This is a genomic window from Pseudomonas fluorescens (assembly GCF_001648775.1).
Classification (GTDB): Bacteria; Pseudomonadota; Gammaproteobacteria; order Pseudomonadales; family Pseudomonadaceae; genus Aquipseudomonas; species Aquipseudomonas fluorescens_M.
The window spans coordinates 138,085-160,178 of record NZ_LVEJ01000026.1 but is presented as its reverse complement, the minus strand read 5'-3'; the positions used below and the strand labels follow the sequence as shown (position 1 = coordinate 160,178).

Annotated in this window: 19 protein-coding genes; all 19 read left to right on the top strand. The window is 62.5% G+C overall.

Annotated elements, in window-relative coordinates; genetic code table 11:
- Positions 1 to 148: 148 nt before the first annotated feature.
- The 19 genes from mnxG (at position 149) to A8O26_RS23490 (ending at position 21,665) form a co-directional block, all read left to right on the top strand.
- Positions 149 to 5,986, top strand: coding sequence for a manganese-oxidizing multicopper oxidase MnxG (gene mnxG, locus A8O26_RS23580; protein ID WP_064120119.1), 5,838 nt, complete (start codon positions 149 to 151; stop codon positions 5,984 to 5,986).
- 300 nt (positions 5,987 to 6,286) lie between these two features.
- A complete protein-coding gene (locus tag A8O26_RS23575) occupies positions 6,287 to 8,209 on the top strand; it encodes a YncE family protein (RefSeq protein WP_064120118.1) in 1,923 nt (640 codons plus the stop codon).
- A 14-nt stretch (positions 8,210 to 8,223) separates the two neighbouring features.
- Positions 8,224 to 8,874 (top strand): SCO family protein, encoded by a 651-nt coding sequence (locus A8O26_RS23570; RefSeq protein ID WP_064120117.1) that lies wholly within the window; start codon positions 8,224 to 8,226, stop codon positions 8,872 to 8,874.
- Positions 8,871 to 9,491: an SCO family protein gene (locus A8O26_RS23565; protein ID WP_064120116.1), complete on the top strand. Its 621-nt coding sequence runs from the start codon at positions 8,871 to 8,873 to the stop codon at positions 9,489 to 9,491. Before A8O26_RS23570 ends, A8O26_RS23565 begins: the two co-directional genes overlap by 4 nt.
- Before the next feature lie 9 nt (positions 9,492 to 9,500).
- The gene (locus tag A8O26_RS23560) at positions 9,501 to 11,051 is read left to right on the top strand and encodes an ABC transporter substrate-binding protein (RefSeq protein WP_064120115.1); all 1,551 of its coding nucleotides are present in this window, start codon (positions 9,501 to 9,503) and stop codon (positions 11,049 to 11,051) included.
- A 15-nt stretch (positions 11,052 to 11,066) separates the two neighbouring features.
- Positions 11,067 to 11,828: a peptidylprolyl isomerase gene (locus tag A8O26_RS23555; RefSeq protein ID WP_064120114.1), complete on the top strand. Its 762-nt coding sequence runs from the start codon at positions 11,067 to 11,069 to the stop codon at positions 11,826 to 11,828.
- A 219-nt stretch (positions 11,829 to 12,047) separates the two neighbouring features.
- On the top strand, positions 12,048 to 12,578 hold the full coding sequence (locus A8O26_RS23550; RefSeq protein ID WP_008086646.1) for a response regulator: 531 nt from the start codon (positions 12,048 to 12,050) through the stop codon (positions 12,576 to 12,578).
- Positions 12,579 to 12,659: 81 nt separating this feature from the next.
- A complete protein-coding gene (locus A8O26_RS23545; protein WP_064120113.1) occupies positions 12,660 to 14,366 on the top strand; it encodes a GspE/PulE family protein in 1,707 nt (568 codons plus the stop codon).
- Positions 14,347 to 15,150, top strand: a complete 804-nt coding sequence (locus tag A8O26_RS23540) for a hypothetical protein (protein ID WP_064120112.1) — start codon at positions 14,347 to 14,349, stop codon at positions 15,148 to 15,150. The genes A8O26_RS23545 and A8O26_RS23540 overlap by 20 nt, the downstream gene beginning before the upstream one ends.
- A 1-nt stretch (position 15,151) precedes the next feature.
- Positions 15,152 to 15,697: a PilN domain-containing protein gene (locus tag A8O26_RS23535; protein ID WP_064120111.1), complete on the top strand. Its 546-nt coding sequence runs from the start codon at positions 15,152 to 15,154 to the stop codon at positions 15,695 to 15,697.
- A complete protein-coding gene (locus A8O26_RS23530) occupies positions 15,684 to 16,232 on the top strand; it encodes a GspMb/PilO family protein (protein ID WP_064120110.1) in 549 nt (182 codons plus the stop codon). The genes A8O26_RS23535 and A8O26_RS23530 overlap by 14 nt, the downstream gene beginning before the upstream one ends.
- Positions 16,232 to 16,744, top strand: coding sequence for a hypothetical protein (locus tag A8O26_RS23525; RefSeq protein ID WP_064120109.1), 513 nt, complete (start codon positions 16,232 to 16,234; stop codon positions 16,742 to 16,744). The genes A8O26_RS23530 and A8O26_RS23525 overlap by 1 nt, the downstream gene beginning before the upstream one ends.
- Positions 16,741 to 18,588, top strand: coding sequence for a secretin N-terminal domain-containing protein (locus tag A8O26_RS23520; protein WP_064120108.1), 1,848 nt, complete (start codon positions 16,741 to 16,743; stop codon positions 18,586 to 18,588). The genes A8O26_RS23525 and A8O26_RS23520 overlap by 4 nt, the downstream gene beginning before the upstream one ends.
- Positions 18,589 to 18,590: 2 nt before the next feature.
- Positions 18,591 to 19,064 carry a type II secretion system protein gene (locus A8O26_RS23515; RefSeq protein ID WP_008086657.1) on the top strand — a complete coding sequence of 158 codons (474 nt, stop codon included), beginning with the start codon at positions 18,591 to 18,593 and terminating at the stop codon, positions 19,062 to 19,064.
- 5 nt (positions 19,065 to 19,069) lie between these two features.
- On the top strand, positions 19,070 to 19,444 hold the full coding sequence (locus A8O26_RS23510; RefSeq protein ID WP_064120107.1) for a type II secretion system protein: 375 nt from the start codon (positions 19,070 to 19,072) through the stop codon (positions 19,442 to 19,444).
- Entirely contained in the window at positions 19,419 to 19,958 is a 540-nt protein-coding gene (locus A8O26_RS23505; protein ID WP_064120106.1) for a type II secretion system protein, read from the top strand. Before A8O26_RS23510 ends, A8O26_RS23505 begins: the two co-directional genes overlap by 26 nt.
- Positions 19,955 to 20,347, top strand: a complete 393-nt coding sequence (csgE, locus tag A8O26_RS23500; RefSeq protein ID WP_064120105.1) for a curli production assembly/transport protein CsgE — start codon at positions 19,955 to 19,957, stop codon at positions 20,345 to 20,347. The genes A8O26_RS23505 and csgE overlap by 4 nt, the downstream gene beginning before the upstream one ends.
- Entirely contained in the window at positions 20,344 to 20,775 is a 432-nt protein-coding gene (locus tag A8O26_RS23495; RefSeq protein ID WP_064120104.1) for a curli assembly protein CsgF, read from the top strand. The genes csgE and A8O26_RS23495 overlap by 4 nt, the downstream gene beginning before the upstream one ends.
- 29 nt (positions 20,776 to 20,804) lie before the next feature.
- Positions 20,805 to 21,665, top strand: coding sequence for a CsgG/HfaB family protein (locus tag A8O26_RS23490; protein ID WP_064120103.1), 861 nt, complete (start codon positions 20,805 to 20,807; stop codon positions 21,663 to 21,665).
- Positions 21,666 to 22,094: the final 429 nt, after the last annotated feature.

Below are 22,094 nucleotides of genomic sequence, written 5' to 3'. Positions count from 1 at the left end.
GGGGAAAAGCGGTGGGGAATATCCCCCGGATTCTCAAGTCGTCGCGGTAACTGATTGAACGATAGAGCAATTTTTTGTGGCACGCGGATTGCTCCTAGGCATTTGTCGAGAAGTGTTCCCAAGAGCACCCACTACGAGGTTACTGATCATGGTTGGCATTCATCACGCTCCGTCTCTATTGAACTGGCTGCTGATTCTGGCCTCGATGCTCAGTGTCGAGTTGGCCGGCGCGGCCGTGCGTTGCGAGCGCAACCTGGTGGCCAACGTCGTCGCCTTCGATCAACCGTTGATGTTCAACCGCCTCGGTGCGCAGAACATCAACGGCATGATGTTCGCCCTGCGCCGCGACGTCGTTGATGACCGCAACATGTCACTGGCCTACGGCGGCTCAGCGGTGCCGGGCAAGGTTTCGCTGCGCCCGGACAAGCGGCCACGGCCATTGGTGTTGCGCGTGGCGGCGGGGGATTGCCTGACCATCAATTTGCAGAACCTGCTCGACTATCAGGCCAACCCGAACAAGCACTTCGAGAATGAAGGTGAAGAAGAGGAGGGCGTGGAAAACGCCAACGCGGCTGAAGACTTCAAAGTCGATGAGCAAGTCGCAGACCGTCACGTCGGTTTCCAGGTCAATGGCCTGCAGGCGGTCAACAGCATCGATGACATTTCCTCGTTCACCGGGCGTAACGCCAACACGCTGGTGCCACCGGGTGCCAGCCGTTCCTACACCCTGTACGCCGAGCGCGAGGGCGCGTTTGCCGTCAGCAGCCGTGGCGCGACGTTTGGCGGCGAGGGCGCGGCCGGCAACGTTGCCAACGGACTGTTCGGCCAGGTCGTCGTGCTGCCCAAGGGCGGTCGCACTTATCGCAATACCCTCACCGAAGAAGAAATGCGCCTGGCCACGACTGGCCGCGCACCCACCGGCCAACCGATCGTTGATTACCAGGCGCGCTACCCACAGCGCGAACCGTGGCTGCGTGAAGGCAAGGCCGGCACGCCGATCATCGGCATGGTCGATGGCAATGAAATCATTTCCAGCGAAAGCGATGCGATTGTCATGGGCAGCAACGCCGACGGCAGTTTCCCGCCCAGCACCTATCCGCTGGAATCGGTCGGCAAACGCAACCCGGCGATCCCCAACCGCCTCGAAGCGTTCCGCGATTTCGCCTCGCAATTCCAGGACGAAACTGCCGCCACCCAAGCGTTCCCCGCGTACTGGGCCGATCCGGTGATGGCTCACGTGCTGGAGCCGACCCGCGACTCGTTCATGATCAACTACGGCTCCGGCGGCATGGGCGCCGAAGTGGTCGCCAATCGTTTGGGCGTCGGGCCAATGCACGACTGCCTGTCGTGCGCCTACGAAGAATTTTTCCTCAGTTCGCACACCGTCGGCGACGTGGCGATGCTGGTCGACGTACCGGCCAACGCCGGGCTTGAAAACATCGCCCCAGGCCAGACACCGCGCGCCGATCAGATCGGGGTGAAAGCGACCATGGCGCTGTATCCGTCGGAGCCATCGAACGTCAACCACAGCTACATCGGTGACTTCGTCAAATTCCGCAACACCCATAACGGTCACGAGCAGCACATCTTCCACTTGCACGGCCATCAGTGGCTGTTCAACCCCAACGACGACAACTCCGATTACGTCGATGCCCAGGGCATTGGCCCGGGTGCCGGTTACACCTATGAAATCGCCAATGGCGGTTCGGGCAACCGCAACCGCGTGGCCGGCGATGCGATCTATCACTGCCATTTCTATCCGCACTTTGCCCAAGGCATGTGGGCCATGTGGCGAGTGCACGATGTGTTCGAAGAAGGCACCCGGCTCGATGTTTCGCAGCAGGGCGCCGACGGCTATCACAGCGAACCGTTCGCCTTGCGCAGCGGTAAACCGGCGGCGGGCGCACGCGCCTTGCCCGATGGCGAAATCGTCGCTGGCACACCGATTCCGGCGATTGTGCCGCTGCCGGGCAAAGCCATGGCGCCGATGCCGGGCAAAGTCGTGGTCGTGCCGAAAATCGGTGAAACCTTGATCGCCGGCAATGATGACGACGAGGATGAAGAAGAGGGCGATGACGATGGCGAGCACCACGGCGGCAACGCCGGCGGTCAAGCCATCGGCTCACTGGCGCTGGTTGATCGCAGTGAAGCCAATCGCAATGCCGACGGCAGCCTGAAAAACCCTGGCTATCCATTCTGGATCGGCGGCATGGAAAGCTCGGTCGGCCAACGTCCGCCAACGCCGCCGCTGGACATGCTCGACGCGGCCACCGCGCAGTCTTTGAAGGCCAGCGGTAAAGCGCTGTGGGCCAACCTCGACCCGGCGCAGTCCGGCGGTTGGAACGGCGGTTTGCAGCGGCACGCACTGGATGGCGTCGCGGCCGGTGGCGAAGCGCACACCGTGACCACTTCGCTCGACTTCTCCAAGGAAGTCACCCGCGCCAAACCGATTTACCTGCCGGAAGAAGGCACCGAAGTCGAACAGGCCGCGATGGCCTTCCACGCGAAAAAAGACCATCCAAGCTATGCCTTGCTGCCCGGCAATCAAGTGGTGGCCAAGGCGTTCCGCACCAACGGCGCCTTGCCAATGGCCGGCGCGCCGTACTACGAACCGTGCATGGACGATCGGCAAAAACGCCTGACCAGCAGCGCCGGCAGTGGCGAATTCAATAGCGGTGAACGTATCGACGGCCTGTCCTTTGTCGGCGCCTCGAGCTTCACCGCCGACCGCCCACGCATCTACAAAGCCGCCAACATCCAGTTCGACGCGGTGTACAACAAGGTCGGTTATCACTTCCCGCAAGCGCGCATTCTCGCGCTGTGGGAAGACGCCTGGCCGGTGATCACCAAGCAACGTCCGCCAGAGCCGCTGGTGATGCGCATGAACACTTTTGATTGCGTGCAGTACCAGCAAACCAACCTGGTGCCGGCCACTTACGAGATGGACGACTATCAGGTGCGCACGCCGACCGATGTGATCGGTCAGCACATTCACCTGCCGAAGTGGGATCTGACCTCGGCGGACGGCTCGTCCAATGGCTGGAACTACGAGGACGGCGTGCTCTCGCCCGGCGCCGTGCAGGAACGCATTCACGCGATCCGCGAGTTCAATCAGTGCGCCAGTACTGACTCGCGCGACGGCACCCAGGCCTGCCCGAAAGCCAAGAACCATCCGTTCTTCGGTCAGTACGGCCGCGCCGATTGGCTCGGTGCGCGCACGGCGATGCAGCGCTGGTTCGTCGATCCGGTGGTCAACGCCAAAGGCGTCGATCGCGGCCTCGGCACGATTTTCACTCACGACCACTTAGGCCCATCGACGCACCAGCAGATCGGTCTGTACGCCACTGTGCTTGCCGAGCCGGCCGGTTCCACCTGGTTCCACGCCGAAACCGGCGAGCCTCTCTATAGCGGCGCGCGTCAGGACGGCGGGCCGACCTCGTGGCAAGCGGTGATCAACACCGGCGACCTCGATGGCGACGGCAAGAACGACAGCTTCCGCGAGTTCTTCCTCGAATACAGCGACTTCCAGCACGCCTATGAGGCCGGCGTCTATGTGGGTGCCGGCCCTAACGGCGTGCCGAATGCGCAAGCGTTCCCGGCCACCGCCGACAGCTTCCGCTACGCGATCAACCCGCCAGTGCGCAACAACGCCAGCAACTTGCTTGAAGGCGTACTGGAAGTGCAGGGCGGTCAGGTCCCGGGCTGCCCGAGCCGGCCATGTCCGCAGGCAATTTCGGTGGATGATCCGGGCATGTTCGTCGTCAACTATCGCAACGAGCCGCTGGCCCTGCGCGTGTACGACCCGAACAAGGTCGGCCCGGACGGCAAGCGCGGCATGCAGGCCGACGGCCTCGGCGGCGATCTGTCGTTCGCCATGCAAAGCCGCACCGACCGGGCGATCCCGGCGATGAACCTGGCGCCGAATCTGCTTACTTCGGCGACCGGCCCAACCGGCGGCACCACGCTGTTTCCGCCGCACATCAACAAGGGCGGTGCCGAACCGGGTGACCCGTTCACGCCGATGTTGCGCACCTACACCGGCGACAACGTGCGGCTGCGGGTGCATGCCGGCGGCCATGAAGAAGAGCACAACGTCACCCTGCACGGCGTGAAATGGCTGCAGAGCGGCTCCGGTTTCGGCAACAGCTCCAACTCCGGCTGGCGCGCCTCGCAAATGATCGGCATCTCCGAGCAGATGGGCTTCATTGCGCCGGTGTCGATGCTCTCCAGTTCGGCGGCGACCACGGGTGATTATCTGTACTCGATGGACGCCTCGATCGAAGGCTACTGGAGCGGTATCTGGGGGGTGATGCGTAACTACACCGCCAAACGCAATGACCTGTTCGCCATCCCCAACAACCCGAATCCGGCGGGCATGCGCAACACCGTGGCGTTCGAGGGCAGTTGCCCACGGATCAGCGCCAACCCTAACGGCATCGGCACCCGGCCGACGGTACAGCGCAACTATGAAGTGGTCGCGGCGCTGGCCAACGACATTCTCGGCAATTCGCTGGGCCTGACCATCGGCGATCCCGAAGGGCTCGGGCAGCATGTCGGCGGGCCGCTGAATCCGGCGGGTGGCACCCTGGTGCTGAACTCGCGCACGGTGAGCATTCCACAAGTCACCGTGACCGATCCGGAGGATGGCGAAACCATCACCATCGGCGGGCAGAGCGGGCCGCTGCATGATCCGACCGCGATTTTGTATGTGCGTAAATCCGATCTGGATCCGCTCAGCGGCAAGCTCAAACCCGGCATCCCGGTCGAACCGCTGGTGTTGCGTGCAGCCGCAGGGGATTGCATCAACATCACCCTGGAAAACCGTCTGCCGAGCGTGATGCCCGACCTGACGCAAACCGCCGTGATGCAGGGCATGGTCAAGCGTGATCGCAACAGCGGGCTGGGTTCGACCACCTTCAGCAACAACCTGATGCGGCCGTCCAGCCACGTCGGCCTGCACGCGCAATTGCTGGCGTATGACATCACCAAATCCGACGGCGCCAACGTCGGCGCCAACCCGATCCAGACCGTGCCACCGCGCGTTGGCAACAGCGGCGCGTACCCGACGCGTACCTATCAGTACTACGCCGGGCACCTGGAGCGTGAAGGCAAACCGGTGACGCAACTGGGCCGCAGCGTCGACAACATCAACGCCACGGCGGTCGAGTTCGGCGGTTTGAATTTCACCCCGGCGGACGTGATCAAGCAACCGCAAAAAGGTCTTGGCGGGGCGATGAGCATTCTGCCGATCGGCGCGAGCTGGGTTGACGATGCGCGCAAGGTCAACGCCACGGTTACCGCGCCAGGGCAAACCAGTTACCGCGACTTCGCGATGGTCTGGCACAAGGCGTTGAACACCCGTTGGGCCAATGGCCGTCCGGTGGAAGGGATTGCTGCTGAGGGCTTCGGTGTGCCGACCGATCCGCAGGACAACTCGAGCATGGCGATCAACTACAAGACCGAACCGCTGTGGTATCGCTTCGGCCTCGCCCCGGACGCACCGTTTGGTCACGCCGATGGCGCGGGTTATGGCGACATGGTCAACGCGCACATGGCTTACAGCAATGCGCTGGTCGGCGGCGATCCGCAGACCCCGGTGCTCTATGCCAAACCGGGGCAGCCGTTCCGTACGCATATTTTGATGCCGAGCGGTGGCAGTCGCGGCACCACGTTCCAGCTCGACGGGCACGTCTGGTCGGTGAACCCGTTCCAAGCCGAGAAGAGTGATGTGGGTGGTTATCCGATGGGCTCGCCGGGCGTGGGCTCGGTGCGCTTCGGCTACAACCCGATGTCGATGTACATCGGCGCCCACGAAAGCGTCCTGCCGGCCGCGCACTTCAGCTTCATGATCCCGAGCGCTGGCGGTAGCAATGCGATCCCGGGCGACTACCTGTTCCGCGACTACGCCGCCTACGGCAACACCTCCGGGTTATGGGGACTGCTGCGCGTGACCAACGAACCGGAACCGGCGCCGCAGGGGCAGTAGGCACATACGCAAGGCCTGTAAATGCAAAACCCTGTGGGAGCGAGCCTGCTCGCGAAGAGGTCGGGCACAGGCAACAGGTGTGGTGGCTGACAGATTGCTTTCGCGAGCAAGCTCGCTCCCACAGGGTCTGCGGTTGGCAGTGAGGGAGTGGGATGTATGCAAATCCCTTGTGGGAGCGAGCTTGCTCGCGAATGGGGGCAACTCGGTTCTTGAGGGTGCGGCGCAAGACGCCTTCGCGAGCAGGCTCGCTCCCACATGGGGGGCGGTGTTTTGCCAGGTGAAGAGGTAGGGGAGAGTTAGATGAACAGGATCATCAACATCATCGGTATTTGCACGCTGGCCATGGCCGGGGCGGTGCTGACGCTGAGTGAGATTGCGCTGGCGCAAACCGGCGTGAGTCAGACGTTGGAACGCGATGGCGTGGCGGTGGATTTCAACCTCCAGCCACTGGCCGCCGATGGCAAACTGCGTGAAGGCGAGTTCGCCGATGTGCAGTTCCGCATCAGTGACAGCGCCTCCGGCCAGCCGTTGTCCGGGGTGGCGCCGGGGGCCTGGGTCGATCCGCAGACCCTCGCCGCCGATCAAGCCCAAGGCCGCGACCAGAGCTGCAAAGCCCGGGTTGGCGTGTTCCTCAAGTCCAACATCGGCGCGCGGCCGTTGCTCGACCTCAACAGCTATTTCCTGCTGGTGATGAACCGCGACGCGAGCATCGCTGTGGTCGATCCGTCGGTGTCGGTCGGCGGCATCACCAGCACCCTCGCGCGGATCGAACTCAAGCAGCCGCCGATGGATTGGGTCACGCCCAAAGACAACAAACGCGTGTTCGTTTCGATGCCGACCGCAGGCGAAATCGCGGTGATCGACAGCGAGCAATTCAAAGTCATCGACTCAATCGCCGCTGGCAACCAACCGGTGCGCGTGGTGCTGCAACCGGACGAACGCCTGCTCTGGGTCGGCAACAACGCCAGCAAAGCCGAAGACTCCGGCGTCACGGTGATCGACAGCCAAAGCCTCAAACCCCTTAAACATCTGCAGACCGGTCGCGGCCACCACGAAATCAGCTTCAGCAAGGACAGCCGCTTCGCCTTCGTCAGCAATCGCGATGACGGCACCGTCAGCGTGGTCGACATCGCCAGCCTGAACATCGTCGAGCAAATCAAAACCGGCTCGCATCCACTGTCAGTCGCCTATTCGGGGCTGTCCGGCGCGGTCTACGTGGCCGATGGCAAGGACGGCACCGTCACCGTGATCGACGCCAGCACCCACGCCATCCGCCGGGTGCTCAAACTGCAACAAGGCCTGGGCCCAATGGGCTTCAGCGCCGACGGCCGCTTCGGCGTGGTGCTCAACACCGTGGAAAACCGCGCCAGCATCATCGACGCTGCCACCAACAGCGCCATCCATGATTTGCAGGTCAGCGCCGAACCCTACCAAGTGGTGTTCACCCAGGCCTACGCCTACATCCGCGGACTGGCCTCGCCAAAAGTCACCATGATCAACCTGTCCTCGCTCGGCGAAGGGCGTCAGCCGATCAGCCAGGGTTTCGAAGCCGGCCCGCAAGCGCCGCGCCTGGCCGGTGACTTGCCGCTGGCCTCAAGCCTCGCCGTATCACGCGACGACAACGCGGTATTCGTGGTCAACCCGGTCGACAACACCACCTACTTCTACGCCGAAGGCATGAACGCGCCGATGTCCGGTTACCCCAACCGTGGCCAGATCGCCCGCGCCGCGTTGGTCATCGACCGCAGCCTGCGCGAAATCTCGCCGGGGCTGTACAGCGCGCGGGTGAGACTGCCGGCAGCGGGGCGCTTCGACGTGGCGTTCCTGCTCAATCAACCGAACATCATTCACTGCTTCATCGCGCAGATTGATAGCGACGGCAAACAGCCAAAACACTTCGGCCAGCCGAAAGTCGAGTTCCTTCTCGACAAGACTGCCGTGGCGCTCAACGACCCTTACGTCGTGCGTTTCCGCATCGTGCAAGGCAAAGACAAAATCCAGCGCAGCGGCGTCAAAGACGTGCAACTGCGTTACTACCTCGCGCCCACTTCGCACCCGCGTGAAGTGGCAGCGCTGGAAGTCGCCGACGGCGTGTACGAGGCGCCGATCACCCTCGACCGCAGCGGCGCCTGGTACCTGCATGTGCGCGCGGCGTCGCTGGGTGCCGGTTTCGATGACAAGACCTTTGCCAGTGTTCGGGTCACCCCCGGCCAGGCCCGTTGAAGAGGAGTTTCGACATGAACCGATTTGCATCCACTGGCCTGCTGAGCCTGTGTCTGTTGAGCGTTGGCATCCACCAGGTTCAGGCCCATTCGGCCGACGAACACGCCGGACACAAGGCCCCGGCCAGCAACACCCAAGAACACGCCCAAGTGAAATTCGCCAACGTGCCGCTGCTCGACCAGAACGGCAAAACCGTACGCCTCGAACAAGACCTGGTGCAGGGCAAAATCGTCGTCATGAGCTTCATCTACACCAGTTGCACCACGGTGTGCCCGGTGGTTTCGTCGATCATGGGCAAAGTACAGAAACAACTCGGCGCGCGCGTCGGCAAGGAAGTGCAACTGGTGTCGATCAGCATCGACCCACAGCGCGACGACCCGAAACGCCTGCAGGATTACGCCCGAACCTTCCAGCGCGGGCCGGGCTGGAGCTGGCTGACCGGATCGCCGCAGTCGATCAATGAAACCCTCAAAGGCCTCGGCAGTTTCAGCGGCGACCTGAAGAGTCATCAACCGCTGATCCTCGTCGGCGACGGCGACAGCCGCCACTGGATGCGCTACTACGGCTTCACCGACCCGGCGCTGCTGGCCAAGGAAGTCGAGAAGCTCAGCGGCCTGCGCACCCACGCCAAACACACCGCCATCGCCATGGAGCAACAGCCATGAGACTGCTCGACTGGATCTCCCTGACCGTGTGTTTCTGGATTCTCAGCAACGTCGCGCTGGCCCACGAAGGTCACGTTTCAGAGCCGCCAGCGGCTGTTGCTGCTGCACCGGCCAAAGGCACCCACGACGCGAAAACCTGGTTCACCGACACGCCGTTGCAGGACCAGAACGGCGAGACGTTGCGCTTCTACAGCGACGCGCTGCAAAACCGCATCGTTCTGCTCAACGTGATCTTCACCAGTTGCAACGACGCCTGTCCGCTGATCACGCAAAAGCTTAAGGAAGTCCGCGAGCTGTTGGGCGACAAGGCGCCGGACATCACCTTCATTTCCCTTACCAGTGACCCGCTGCGCGACACGCCAGCGGTGCTCAAGGCTTACACCTTGAAGCAGGGTTCCGATGACCCTCATTGGCTTTTCCTTACCGGCGACAAGGCGCAGATGGACCTGGTACTGAGTCGCATCGGCCAGATCGTGCCGACCCCCGAGCAGCATTCCACGCAGTTGATCGTCGGCGATGTCGCCAATAAACGCTGGAGCAAGATCCGCCCCGACGCCCCGGCTGCCGCCATTGCCCAGCGCTTGCAGTTGCTGACAATGCCCGTGGCTGGCCGTTGAGTCCGCGCCATGAAACGCTGCCGCGTCCTCACCCTGATCCTGCTCGCTGGCGTGAGCCTTGGCGCGGGCGCTGCGCCGCTGACCCCGGAAGAGGCAGCGGGCAAACGCCTGTACCGCCAAGGTCTGTCGGCCAGCGGCGAAGCGATCATGGCGCGGGTCGGCGCGGCGGATGTGTTGCTGCCGGCGACCCGCCTGCCGTGCGCCAACTGCCATGGCGCCGATGGCCTCGGCCGACCCGAAGGCGGGGTGCGTCCGCCGCCGCTGAACTGGGCGCGACTGACCAGCACTTACGGCCAGCAACAGGTCAACGGGCGTAGCTATCCGGCGTACACCGAGAGCAGTCTGGCGACCGTCATCGAGCAAGGCCGCGACCCCGGCCACAATCGTCTCGACCCGAGCATGCCGCGCTTTGTGCTGTCGATGAAGGATCAGCGCAACCTCACCGCCTATCTCAAACGCCTCGCCGATGAACGCGACCCGGGCCTTGAGGCGCAAACCTTGCACCTCGGTACCTTGCTGCCCAGTCAAGGCCCGTTGGCGGAGGAGGGCATGACCGTCGCCGCTGTGCTCAACGGCAGCGTCGCGCGGATCAATCAGGCCGGTGGCATTCATGGGCGGCAACTGCGCTTGACCGTGATCGATCCAGGCCCGGATCGCGCCAGCGCCGAGCAAGCCCTGCAACAGTTGATCGAGCAGGAACAGGTGTTCGCTTTGGTCGCGCCGCTGGCGCCGGCCCTCGATAGTGAATTGGCGAGTCGACTGGAGCAGTCGGGCGTACCGCTGATTGGCGCCTTGTCGTTGCTCGGCTCGATGCAGGCCAGTCCGCAGATTTTCGAGCCGTTGCCGGGCTTGCGCGAGCAACTGATCGCGCTGGCCGATTACGCCACGGCGAGCCTGCGGGTGCTACAAGGGCCGACGCTGATTGCCTATCCCGATGACCCGATCCAGACGCAAGCTGCGCAAAACCTCGGCCAGTATTTGCAGAATCACGGCTGGCAGAACGTCCATCTGCAAGCCTACGACCCGGCGGCAGAGGCGCTGCCGTTGGGCTCGCGTTCGGTGTTTTATCTGGGCAACGGCGGCGGCTTTGGTCGCTTGGCGACACGCCTGCAAGGTGCCGGTCAGGTGCCGTATCTGTTCGCCGCTTCGAGCCAGGTTGCGGGTGATTTGCTGCAAGTACCGGAGGGGTTCTCGCGGCGGGTGTTTCTCGCTTATCCGTTCGTGCCCAGCGACTGGACCCAGGCCGGGCGCATGGCCCTGACCCTGCTGCGCGAAGGCCAAGGGCTCGGCGCCCAGCACGCGGTGCTGCAAGTCGGCGCCTACGCCTCGATGCTGCTGCTCAGCGAAGGCATGAAACAGGCCGGCCGCGACGCCAGCCGCGAAAAACTGGTGGCAGCGCTGGAAGGCCTGCACGATTTCGACACCGGCCTGACCCCGCGCCTGAGTTTCGGCCCCGGTCGGCGTCTGGGCTTGAGCGGCGCGCACGTGGTCACCGTGGATTTGCCCGATCAGCGTTTCTATCTGGTCGCGCCCTATAAACCGATTGTTGCCAGCCCCTGAACGGAGGGCCCGATCATGAAACTCATAACGCTGCTATGGCTGCTGGCCGGCTGGTTGCCGCTGGCGTGGGCCAATAACGAACCGGCCGTGGCGCGGGTCAATGGCAAGGAAATATCCGGGTTTCGCTTTGAGCGCTTCTTCGCCGAATACCTGGAAGATCAGGGCCGTGCGGTAACCAGCATTCGCAGCCCCAAGGCTTACAAGGAACTGCGCCAGGCGGCGTTGCAAATGCTGATCGACAAAGAGCTGCTGTGGCAGGAATCGCAGAAGCGTGGCCGACAGATTGACGAGCAAGCGCTGCGTCAGCAGATCGAGCAAACCCGCCTGGCCATCGGCGGCGCGGATAAATTCGTCCGGCGCTTGCAGGATGCCGGTTTCGATGAGGCGTCCTTCACCGAGTACACCCGCCGCGAACTGGCCGCGCAGCAGATGTTCGCCGAGCTGATCCGCGCCAATACCTTGCAACCCCGCCACCTGCTGATCCGTGTGCCCGCGCAAGCGGATTCCGCCACAGTCGCCGCAGCGCGTCTACGCTTGATGCAAATGCGCGCCTCGATTGTCAGCGGGGCGAGTTTCGCCAGCGATCCGGTGCGTTCACCGTTCGGCTGGCATGTGATTTATTTGCCGAACCACTTGGAGGCCGCCGATGTCCCAGATTTGCAGGGGCTGGACACAGTCAGGGCACAGCTCGCCCGACAGCAACAGACCCAGGCTCGTCGCCAAGTGCTCGCGCAATTACGGGTGCAGAACAGGATCGAACGAATTGACGACGACTGAAGGTTCCCCCCCAATGGTGGGGAATGGCTTCGATGCCCATTCAGGTGCTTCCCCGTTTATGGGGAACGGGGTACCGGGACGAGCGGGCATTGTCATTAATTTCAAGGACATGAAGACATAAAATTACCGGCGCTCAGCCTGGCATGAAGTGTGCGTTACCCCTGGTAAGGCGCACTCTCAGGGCGGGGTCATCGGACCTGCTGTTTCAAGGAGTCGACCTTGGTTAACAAAGTACTGGTTGTCGAAGACGAACAGCTGCTTGCACAAAACCTTCAGGATTATCTGTCGGCGCAGGGGCTGGACGTCCGGATTGCACATGACGGAGCGACGGCGATCGGCCTGGCCGAAACCTTTGCCCCCGACGTGCTGGTGTTCGATTACCGCTTGCCCGATATGGAAGGCTTTGAGGTGCTCGACGCGGTCCGCCAGAACAGGACGTGCCATTTTGTGCTGATAACGGGTCACCCGACCGCTGAAGTCTGTGAGCGGGCGCGGCAACTGGGGGTCAGCCACATCCTGTTCAAACCGTTTCCATTGGCGGAACTGGCGCGGGCGGTCTGCGACCTTCTGGGCATCAAGCGTGAAGCGAAACCCGGTGCGAGCCCTTCCGAGGGCTTTGTCGAACGACGCCAGAGCAGGACCGAGAGCTTCCCGTTGCAGTTGTACGATGGCAGTTGGGTGTTGGCGGATCGGCGACGACAGTTGCACGCCATGGCACCGGACGACGATCAAATGCTCACCGGGGAGTAATGGCGCGAACAGACGTTCCGGCACTTGCCGCCAAGGTTTGCCGCGCCGACAGGGCTCTGAGCCCCGGTTGGAGAGCAAGCCATGGAACGTCTGTCCGTTGTCGTCGAACCACTGCCGGCCGAAAGCGCCCCCGCGCGCTTTTCCAGTGAACAGCTTGCCCAGGCCCGGGCGCGGGCCGCCACTTCCGGCGAACGCGTTCTCGAAGCCCTCGGCGTGCTCTGTGAACTGGCGCCGATGCCATTCATTAATACCCTCGGCGCCACCCTGCATTACCCGGTGCTCGACACCGACAGCCTGTTTCAAGCGACGCCGGTGTTTGACCGGGTCACCCTCGCACAATGCCTGAAACGTGAATTCATCCTGCTGCGCCACAACGACGAAGTCATCGGCGTGTTTGCCGACCCCTTCGACCCGGCGCGGCTGGCCTGGATCGACGACTGCCTGCACGGCGCGCCGCTGCATCTGGTCCACGCCGATGACCTCAAGGCCTATCTGGCCCGCCACGAAGAAAGCTTCCACGCCGTCGAATCGCTCAACGCCCAAGGCGACACTCACCACGAAATCGATACCCTGCAAAGCCTGTCGCTGACCAGCATCAGCGAAGACGCCAGCAGCGTGGTGAAACTGGTCAACTCGACCCTCTACGACGCGCTGAAAATGCACGCCAGCGACATCCACCTCGGCACCACCGGCAACGGTCTGGTGATCAAGTACCGCATCGACGGCGTGCTCAACAACATCAGCAAAGTCCAGGGCACCGAGTTCTCCGAGCAGGTGATTTCGCGGGTCAAAGTCATGGCCGAACTGGATATCGGCGAGAAACGCGTGCCGCAGGACGGGCGCTTCAAGATCGGCATCAGTGGCCGCCAGATCGACTTCCGCGTATCGATCATGCCGAGCATTTTCGGTGAAGACGCGGTGCTGCGTGTCCTCGACAAACAGGATCTGGCCGACAAGGTCTGCGGCGTGCAGTTGCAGGCGCTTGGCTTTGAAGACGAGACCCTGCGCCAGTTGCGCCGCCTCGCCGCCGAACCCTACGGCATGGTGTTGGTCACCGGCCCGACCGGCAGCGGCAAGACCACCACGTTGTACGCGATGATCACCGAGATAAACCACGGCGTGGACAAGATCATCACCATCGAAGACCCGGTCGAATATCAATTGCCGGGCGTGCTGCAAATCCCGGTCAACGAGAAAAAAGGCCTGACCTTCGCCCGGGGGTTGCGCTCGATCCTGCGCCACGACCCGGACAAGATCATGGTCGGCGAAATCCGCGACCCCGACACCGCACAGATCGCCGTGCAATCGGCGCTCACCGGCCACCTGGTATTCACCACCATCCACGCCAACAACGTCTTCGACGTGATTGGCCGCTTCACGCAAATGGAAATCGACCCCTACAGCCTGGTCTCGGCGCTCAACGCGATTCTCGCCCAGCGCCTGATCCGGCTGGTGTGCGCCAGTTGCAGCGCGCCGGTCAATCCTGGCGATGAAGAGCTGCGCGCATCCGGCCTCGATCCGCAGAAAGTCGACCATTACCACTTCGTTCACGGCAAGGGCTGCGGCCATTGCCGGGGCAGCGGTTATCGCGGGCGCACGGCGATTGCCGAGTTGTTGCACCTCGATGACGAACTGCGCCAGATGATCGTCGAGCGCCAACCGATCAAACACATCAAAGCCCTGGCCTGTGCCCGTGGTTTGCGCCTGCTGCGCGAATCGGCGCTGGAGTTGGTGGAACAAGGTCGCACCACGCTGGAGGAGATCAATCGTGTCACATTTATCTCGTGAGCGTTTTGTCGCCGTGCTCGGCGCCAGCGGTGTTGGCCTCGGTCAACGGCGCGGCAGCGACACCTTGTGGCTGGGCAGCGTCGGATACATCGACGAAGGCTTCCAGAGCTACGCGGTGGCGCTGGACACCCTCGACCGCCTGCTCGGTGAACACGCCCGCGCCGGTGCCGAATTGAGCGTGGTCATCTCCGGGCATTTCAGCCGTTTCTGCCTGGTGCCGTGGAGCGCGCAAATCAGCAGCCCGGAAGAACTGCGCGGCTTTGCCCAGCTGTGTTTTGAAGACTTGTTTGGCGTGCCAACCCAGCCGTGGAGTCTGGTGTTGTCCGCCGAGCCGGCCGGTTACGACCGCATCGCCAGCGCCTTGCCACAGGACTTGCTCGAACGCCTGCGCACGCTGGTCAGTGGTCGCGGTTTGCGCCTGCGCTCGGTGCAGCCGTACCTGATGGCGGCGTTCAACCGCTTCGACAAAAGCCTCGACGCCGGCGACTTCCTCTTTGTTGTCGCCGAGCCGCAACGCAGCGTGTTGTTGCTGGCGAGGGAAGGGCGCTGGGCTGGCGTGCGTTCGGTGGGCGGCAGTGACAGCGATGCCGCGTTGAATGCCCTGATCGGTCGCGAACGGCAGTTGCAGGCCTCGACCAGTGAACGCGCGTTCAACGTTTATCTGCATGCGCCGGCGCGCCTTGATGCGCATCCGGACGTGGTGGGTGTGCAACTGCGCACTCTTGAAGACGCCTCGATGACTGTGCGTGACGGCTTGTACGTCATGTCCCGGGCGGTGGCCTGAGATGCGCGCGCTCAATCTCGACTTTCAGCCGCGTCCACGTTCCGGCCCGTTGGGTTGGGGCCTGCTCGGCGGCGGTGTGCTGCTGGCGGCGCTGTGCTTCGGCGTGCAACAGCACCTCGACGCGCACACCGAACAGCAACAAGGCCACCTGCAAACCACGCAGCGTCAGCTCACTGGCGACAGCGGCGCCAAGTCCACCTTGAGCCCGGCGGAAACTCGCGAGCAAGCGGCAAACCTCGCCGAGATGCGCAAGGTTTCGCAGCAATTGCGCCGCCCATGGGAACGCCTGTTCGCCATGCTCGAAGCGATGCCGCGCGATGACGTCGCACTGCTGAGCCTGACCCCGGATGCGCGCAAAGGTCAGGTGCGGATCAGCGCCGAAGCGCGCGATCTGCAAGCGATGCTCGATTTCCACAAACGTCTGGAAGCCAGCGACGAGCTGTCCGACGTGTCGCTGCTGAGCCACGAGATCGTCGTCAAATCGCCGGAACAACCGGTGCAATTCAACCTGTCGGCGACCTGGGAGATGGGCGATGCGAATCCCTAGACTGATCGTCCACGAATACCTGCAAGGCCTCGGTATTCCGGGCCTGGCCGGGCTGGCGCTGCTGCTGGTTGCCGCGGCCTGGGCACTCGGCGGTTTGTTGCCGGGCTGGCAATCGTTGCAGCACTTGAGCCAGCAGACTCAGGAAGCCACCGAGTACCTGGCCAAGGTTGAAGACGGCAGCATCGCGCCGCCGGTGGTGCCGCAACGTCAACTCGACGACTTCCGCAACAAACTGCCGGCGCAGCCGCAAGCCACCGTGGCGATCGACCGCATCTACGCCCTCGCAGCCCAGGAACACATCACTCTTGCGCGCGGTGAATATGCGCTCGGCGTCGACCCGAAAACCCATCTGGCGCGCTATCAGATTCTTCTGCCAGTGCGCGGCAGCTACCCGCAGCTACGCCGCTTCGTGCACGCCTTGCTCGGTCAGTTGCCGGCAGTGGTGGTGGAAGACCTCGAATTGCAGCGCAAAAAGATTGGCGACACCGACCTCAATGGCCGGATCCGTATGACCCTTTACCTGTCGAGGTCGTGATGAATACCAAGCGCGTGACAGGGTGGGTAGCGTTCTTCGGTGTAGCGGCCGCGCTGGCGTGGTTGCCGGCGTATTTCTCGCCGAGCGAAGACGCCGATTCGAATCAGGTTGCCGTCGCCACACCGGGGAAAACCCGTGGCGCGCTGCCGGCCAGCACCGCCAAGGCCAAGGATGCGCCAATCAAAGACCTGAGCCCGGCCGGCGACCTGTTCGCGGCCAAATCCTGGAAGGCCGCGCCAACCCTGGCCACGGTCACCGAACAAGCGATCAACCCGGCCAAAGTGGTGCAAGCCCCGAGCCTGCCACCGGTGCCGTTTCAGTTCGTCGGCAGGCTGCATGACCGCAGCGACCTGCAAGTGTTTTTGCAGAACGGCGAAAAAATCTACGTCGTGCGCAACGGGGATGTGATCGACGACACCTGGAAGATCACCGGCATTTCCGACCTGGAATTGAGCCTGGTTTACCTGCCTTTGCATTTGTCGCAGACCTTGTCTGTGGGGAGTACGCAATGAACCGTTCCCGTTTGCTGATGAGCCTGGGCCTGTGTGCCGGGCTGGCCGCGTGCAGCTCTGCGCAAGTGGCCAACAAGGAAGCCGCCGACCTGATTGAACAGGGTCAGTACGAGGCGGGACTGGCCCGAATTGAGGAAGGCCTGCGCGAGAATCCCCGTGACACCGAATTGCACTTGCTGCTCAACACCGGTCGGGCCAAGGCGATCACGTCTTTGCTGACGGCCGGCGACACCGATCGCTCGCGTCGCGATTTTACCTCGGCGCGCACGGCGTACATGCGCGTGCTGACCATCGAGCCGAACAACCGCCGCGCGCAGGATGCGCTGAAGCAGATGGAATACCTGCGCAGCATGGACGAGAAACTCGAACTGGCCCGTGGCGACCTGCGTCGCGGCGACATCTACGGCGCTGATCGTCAGGTCAAACAGATCCTCGAACTCGACCCGGCCAACCAAGGCGCGCTGGAGTTGCAAGGCAACATTCGCCTGGTGCAGAGCCGCAACGTCATTCCTTATCCGCAACTGCGCACCAAGCTTGATCGGCCGGTGACCCTGGAATTTCGCGAGGCCAATCTCAAGACCATTTTCGAAGTGCTGTCGCAGGTCGCCGGGCTGAATTTCATCTTCGACAAAGACCTGCGCCCGGACATGAAAGCCACAATCTTTGTGCGTGACGTGCGCATCGAAGACGCGGTGACTTTGCTGCTGCAACAGAACCAGTTGCACCAGAAGGTGGTGAACGAAAACACCTTGCTGATCTACCCGGACTCGCCGCAGAAAGTGAAGGATTACCAGGAACTGGTGATGCGCACCTTCTACCTGACCAGCATCGACGCCAACACCGCGCTGAACATGGTCAAAACCATGCTCAAGACCCGCGACGTGTTCGTTGACGAACGCCTCAATACCCTGACCATGCGCGACACCGAAGACGCCGTGCGCATGGCCGAGAAACTCCTGCAATCGCAAGACCAGTCCAACCCGGAAGTGGTGCTCGAAGTGGAGGTGATGGAAGTCGCCACCCAGCGCATTCTCGACCTTGGCCTGCAATGGCCGAGCACCTTCGGCGTGGTCAACTCCGATGGTTCGCCGGTCACGCTGCTGGGCCAGCTCAAAGGCATCAACTCTGACCGCATCTCCATTGGCCCGTCGCCGCAAGCCAAGATCAACGCGCAGGACAACGACATCAACACCCTCGCCAGTCCGGTGATTCGCGTCAGCAACCGCGAGCAGGCGCGCATTCACATTGGTCAGCGCGTGCCGATCATCAGCGCGACCTCGGTGCCGTCGACACAGGGACCGGTGATCACCGAAAGCGTGACCTATCTGGATGTCGGTCTGAAGCTCGAAGTGACCCCGACCGTGCATCTGAACAACGAAGTGGCGATCAAGATCGCGCTGGAAGTGAGTAACGCCACGCCGCTGGAACCGACCCGCCAGGGCACGATCCCGGTGCAGGTCGATACCCGCAACGCGCAGACCTCGCTGCGTTTGCACGACGGCGAAACGCAAATCCTCGCCGGGCTGGTGCGCAACGATCACGGTGCTACCGGCAACAAGATTCCGGGTCTCGGCGACATCCCCGGGCTGGGCCGCTTGTTTGGCAGCAACAAGGACACCATCGGCAAATCCGAACTGGTGCTGTCGATCACCCCACGGATCGTGCGCAACCTGCCGTATCAGAGCCCGTCGGACATGGAGTTCTCCACCGGCACCGAAACCAGCATGCACATCCAGGCACCCGATCGTTCGCAGAGTTATGTGATGCCGTCGCCCGCCGCGCAGCCGCGTGCAGTCGGTGAGTCGGCCGTGGCCACCACCCGCGTCACCGTCGAGAAGCCTTGATCATGAACGCCTCCCAACGCGGTTTCACCCTGATCGAAGTCGTGGTGACGCTGGCCCTGATCGGCCTGTTGGCGAGCATGGCCGCGCCACTGACCGAGACCCTGGTGCGGCGTGGCAAGGAGCAGGAACTGCGCAACGCGCTGTACCAGATTCGCGATGGTATCGACGCCTACAAACGCGCGTTCGATGCCGGTTACATCGAGAAGTCGCTGAACAGCAGCGGCTACCCGCCGAACCTGAAAGTGCTGGTCGAAGGCGTGCGCGATGTGCGCAGTGCCAAAGGCGCCAAGTTCTACTTTTTACGCCGCATCCCGCGCGATCCGCTGGTGACGGCCAAACGTGATGACGAAGGGGGTTGGGGCGTGCGCGCCTACAACAGTTCGGCTCAGAACCCGCGCGATGGCGAGGACGTTTTCGACGTCTACTCCCACGCCCGGGGCAAGGGCCTCAACGGCATCGCCTACCGCGAGTGGTGAACCTCATGCGCCGGGAAAAAGGTTTTACCTTGCTGGAGTTGATGGTGGTGATGGCGATCATCGCCACGCTGATGACCATCGCGCTGCCGCGCTACTTCAACAGCCTCGAAGCGTCGAAGGAAACCACGCTGCGCCAGAGCCTGTCGGCGATGCGCGAGGCGCTGGATCACTTTTACGGCGACACCGGACGGTATCCGGATTCCATCGAGCAACTGATCGAACAACGTTACCTGCGCAACGCGCCACTCGATCCGATCACCGAACGCAAAGACCAGTGGGTGCTGATCGCGGCACCGGACGGCGTTGCCGGTGGTGTGGCCGACATCAAAAGCGGTGCTACCGGGAGGGCGCGTGATGGCAGCCAGTATGCCGAGTGGTAACCGCGCGCAGCAGGGTGGTTTCACATACCTGGGCGTGCTGTTCCTGATTGTGGTGATGGGCATGGGCCTGGCCAGTGCCGGCGAGTTGTGGTCGACCGCGTCGCGCCGCGACCGTGAACGCCAGTTGCTCTGGGTCGGCACCCAATACGCCCAGGCGCTGCGCAGCTACTACCGCAGTTCGCCGGGGCTGGCGCAGTACCCGAAAGAGTTGGTCGATCTGCTCGACGATCAGCGTTTTCCTGAGGCGAAGCATCATCTGCGTCAGCTCTATCCGGACCCGATCGGACAGGGTGAATGGGCGCTGCAACGCGGTTTCGACGGGCGTATCACCGGCCTCAACAGCCCGTCGACCGAGCTGCCGTTGAAGCAGGCCGACTTCCCGACGCAGTGGTCGGATTTCGACGGCATGCAGCGTTATTCGGACTGGCAGTTCGTCGCGGAAAAAGCCTTCCTCGAAGGCACCAATGGCCCGGCCAAAGGCCAGTCGAATCTGCCGCAGGCGTTGCAGCCATGACTCGCCACTGGTGGTGCGCGCTGATCTTTACCGCTGTGGCGTGCTGCGCCAGCGCCGGTGAAGAAGACGAAATGATGGGTTTCATCGTCGATGACACGATCTCGCACATCGGCCACGACTTTTACTACTCGTTCAGTGAACGCCTGCGCGACACCAGCCCGATGGATTTCAACCTGGTGGTGCGCGAGCGGCCCGACGCGCGCTGGGGCAGCCTGGTGACCGTGGAATATCAGCAACGCCTGGTTTATCGGCGCTTCCTGCCGCCGAACACCGTGGAACTGAAGGACGAGGCGTATGACGCCGCTGACTGGGTTCGACGCCAGGTTGTCCAGCGCAAGCTGGAGGCTCTGTTGCAGGACACCACCGACCTTGAGAAGGACGAACTATGAACAGCACAACGTTCTCACGGCGCAGCGGATTGTGGATCTCGGGGTTGTTGATCGGGCTCGCCAGCGCTGCCGCTGTCCAGGCCACTGAACTGGTCTACACGCCGGTCAACCCGTCGTTCGGCGGCAACCCGCTCAACGGCACCTGGCTGCTCAACAACGCTCAGGCGCAAAACGATCACGACGATCCGGATCTGAAAAGCCGTTCGAGCGTGGCCGGCACCTCGGCGCTGGAGCGTTTCACCAGTCAATTGCAATCGCGGCTGCTAGGGCAGTTGCTGGACAACATCTCCACCGGCAACACGGGGAGCCTGTCCACCGACTCTTTTATCGTCAACGTCATCGACGACTCCGGGGCACTGAGCATTGAAGTGACCGATCGAGCGACCGGTGAGGTTTCGGAAATTCAGGTGAACGGCCTCAACCCATGACGGGCTGACGGTTCCGGGGAGTGATGGACATGAAAAAAATAATCGCGTTAGGGCTGCTGTTGGCGACATTACAAGGGTGCAGCCTGCGGGAGCCGATGTCGGCCGAGCAGGACACCGAAACCCCGACCCTGACTCCAAGGGCTTCGACGTATTACGACTTGCTGAAGATGCCGCGACCCAAGGGGCGGTTGATGGCGGTGGTGTACGGCTTCCGTGACCAGACCGGGCAGTACAAGCCGACGCCGGCGAGTTCGTTTTCCACCAGCGTGACCCAGGGCGCGGCGTCGATGTTGATGGACGCGATGCAGGCCAGTGGCTGGTTTGTGGTGCTGGAACGGGAAGGGCTGCAGAACTTGCTGACTGAACGCAAGATTATTCGCGCGTCGCAGAAGAAGCCGAATACGCCGGTGAATATTCAGGGTGAGCTGCCGCCGTTGCAGGCGGCGAACATGATGCTCGAGGGTGGGATCATCGCTTATGACACCAATGTGCGTAGCGGTGGGGAAGGGGCGCGGTATCTGGGGATTGATTTGCAGCGTGAGTATCGGGTGGATCAGGTGACCGTCAACTTGCGCGCGGTGGATGTGCGTAGCGGGCAGGTGTTGGCGAATGTGATGACCAGCAAGACCATTTATTCGGTGGCGCGCAGTGCCGGGATTTTCAAGTTTATCGAGTTCAAGAAGTTGCTTGAGGCTGAGGTTGGGTACACCACGAATGAGCCGGCGCAGTTGTGTGTGTTGTCGGCGATTGAGGCGGCGGTGGGGCATATGGTGGCGCAGGGGATTGAGCGGCATTTGTGGCAGGTGGCGGGGGACGTTTCTGTGCCTGGGCAGGATGATGTGTTGAATCGGTATTTGAGCCAGAACAAGGTGGATCCGGAGGCGGAGTGAACGTGGCGGCCTTCGGGCCGACCAAGCTCTTTTGGCCGAAACCGGTTTAAACCTGTAGGAGTGAGCCTGCTCGCGATAGCTAGCTCACAGACACAGTTGCCATTGCGGATGTACCCAAATCCTTGTGGGAGTTGGCTTGCCAGCGATGGCGGCCTTACAGCCGACCAATCTCTGGCAGATGTACCCAGTTCCAATTGTGGGAGCGAGCTTGCTCGCGAAGGCTTTCTGTCAGGCGGTAGGGTTCTTTCTGATTGAGTACATATCCATTCCTGCGGCAACGGCCACCTAGGGTTTCGCCCTGACGGCGACTCACTTTTTTTACAAACGCTTAAAAAAAGTAAGCAAAAAAACGCTTGCTCCTACGTGCGGCCCGCTCGCTAAGGCTCGGGGTTCCTTCGCTCCGGGATCGATCCGGGCGCAGCGCCTACG

What these genes read in the sequence shown, in the direction of transcription:
- mnxG (WP_064120119.1), top strand. Translation starts at nt 149, where the DNA reads ATGGTTGGCATTCATCACGCTCCGTCTCTATTGAACTGGCTGCTGATT.
- A8O26_RS23575 (WP_064120118.1), top strand. Translation starts at nt 6,287, where the DNA reads ATGAACAGGATCATCAACATCATCGGTATTTGCACGCTGGCCATGGCC.
- A8O26_RS23570 (WP_064120117.1), top strand. Translation starts at nt 8,224, where the DNA reads ATGAACCGATTTGCATCCACTGGCCTGCTGAGCCTGTGTCTGTTGAGC.
- A8O26_RS23565 (WP_064120116.1), top strand. Translation starts at nt 8,871, where the DNA reads ATGAGACTGCTCGACTGGATCTCCCTGACCGTGTGTTTCTGGATTCTC.
- A8O26_RS23560 (WP_064120115.1), top strand. Translation starts at nt 9,501, where the DNA reads ATGAAACGCTGCCGCGTCCTCACCCTGATCCTGCTCGCTGGCGTGAGC.
- A8O26_RS23555 (WP_064120114.1), top strand. Translation starts at nt 11,067, where the DNA reads ATGAAACTCATAACGCTGCTATGGCTGCTGGCCGGCTGGTTGCCGCTG.
- A8O26_RS23545 (WP_064120113.1), top strand. Translation starts at nt 12,660, where the DNA reads ATGGAACGTCTGTCCGTTGTCGTCGAACCACTGCCGGCCGAAAGCGCC.
- A8O26_RS23535 (WP_064120111.1), top strand. Translation starts at nt 15,152, where the DNA reads ATGCGCGCGCTCAATCTCGACTTTCAGCCGCGTCCACGTTCCGGCCCG.
- A8O26_RS23530 (WP_064120110.1), top strand. Translation starts at nt 15,684, where the DNA reads ATGCGAATCCCTAGACTGATCGTCCACGAATACCTGCAAGGCCTCGGT.
- A8O26_RS23525 (WP_064120109.1), top strand. Translation starts at nt 16,232, where the DNA reads ATGAATACCAAGCGCGTGACAGGGTGGGTAGCGTTCTTCGGTGTAGCG.
- A8O26_RS23520 (WP_064120108.1), top strand. Translation starts at nt 16,741, where the DNA reads ATGAACCGTTCCCGTTTGCTGATGAGCCTGGGCCTGTGTGCCGGGCTG.
- A8O26_RS23515 (WP_008086657.1), top strand. Translation starts at nt 18,591, where the DNA reads ATGAACGCCTCCCAACGCGGTTTCACCCTGATCGAAGTCGTGGTGACG.
- A8O26_RS23510 (WP_064120107.1), top strand. Translation starts at nt 19,070, where the DNA reads ATGCGCCGGGAAAAAGGTTTTACCTTGCTGGAGTTGATGGTGGTGATG.
- A8O26_RS23505 (WP_064120106.1), top strand. Translation starts at nt 19,419, where the DNA reads ATGGCAGCCAGTATGCCGAGTGGTAACCGCGCGCAGCAGGGTGGTTTC.
- csgE (WP_064120105.1), top strand. Translation starts at nt 19,955, where the DNA reads ATGACTCGCCACTGGTGGTGCGCGCTGATCTTTACCGCTGTGGCGTGC.
- A8O26_RS23495 (WP_064120104.1), top strand. Translation starts at nt 20,344, where the DNA reads ATGAACAGCACAACGTTCTCACGGCGCAGCGGATTGTGGATCTCGGGG.
- A8O26_RS23490 (WP_064120103.1), top strand. Translation starts at nt 20,805, where the DNA reads ATGAAAAAAATAATCGCGTTAGGGCTGCTGTTGGCGACATTACAAGGG.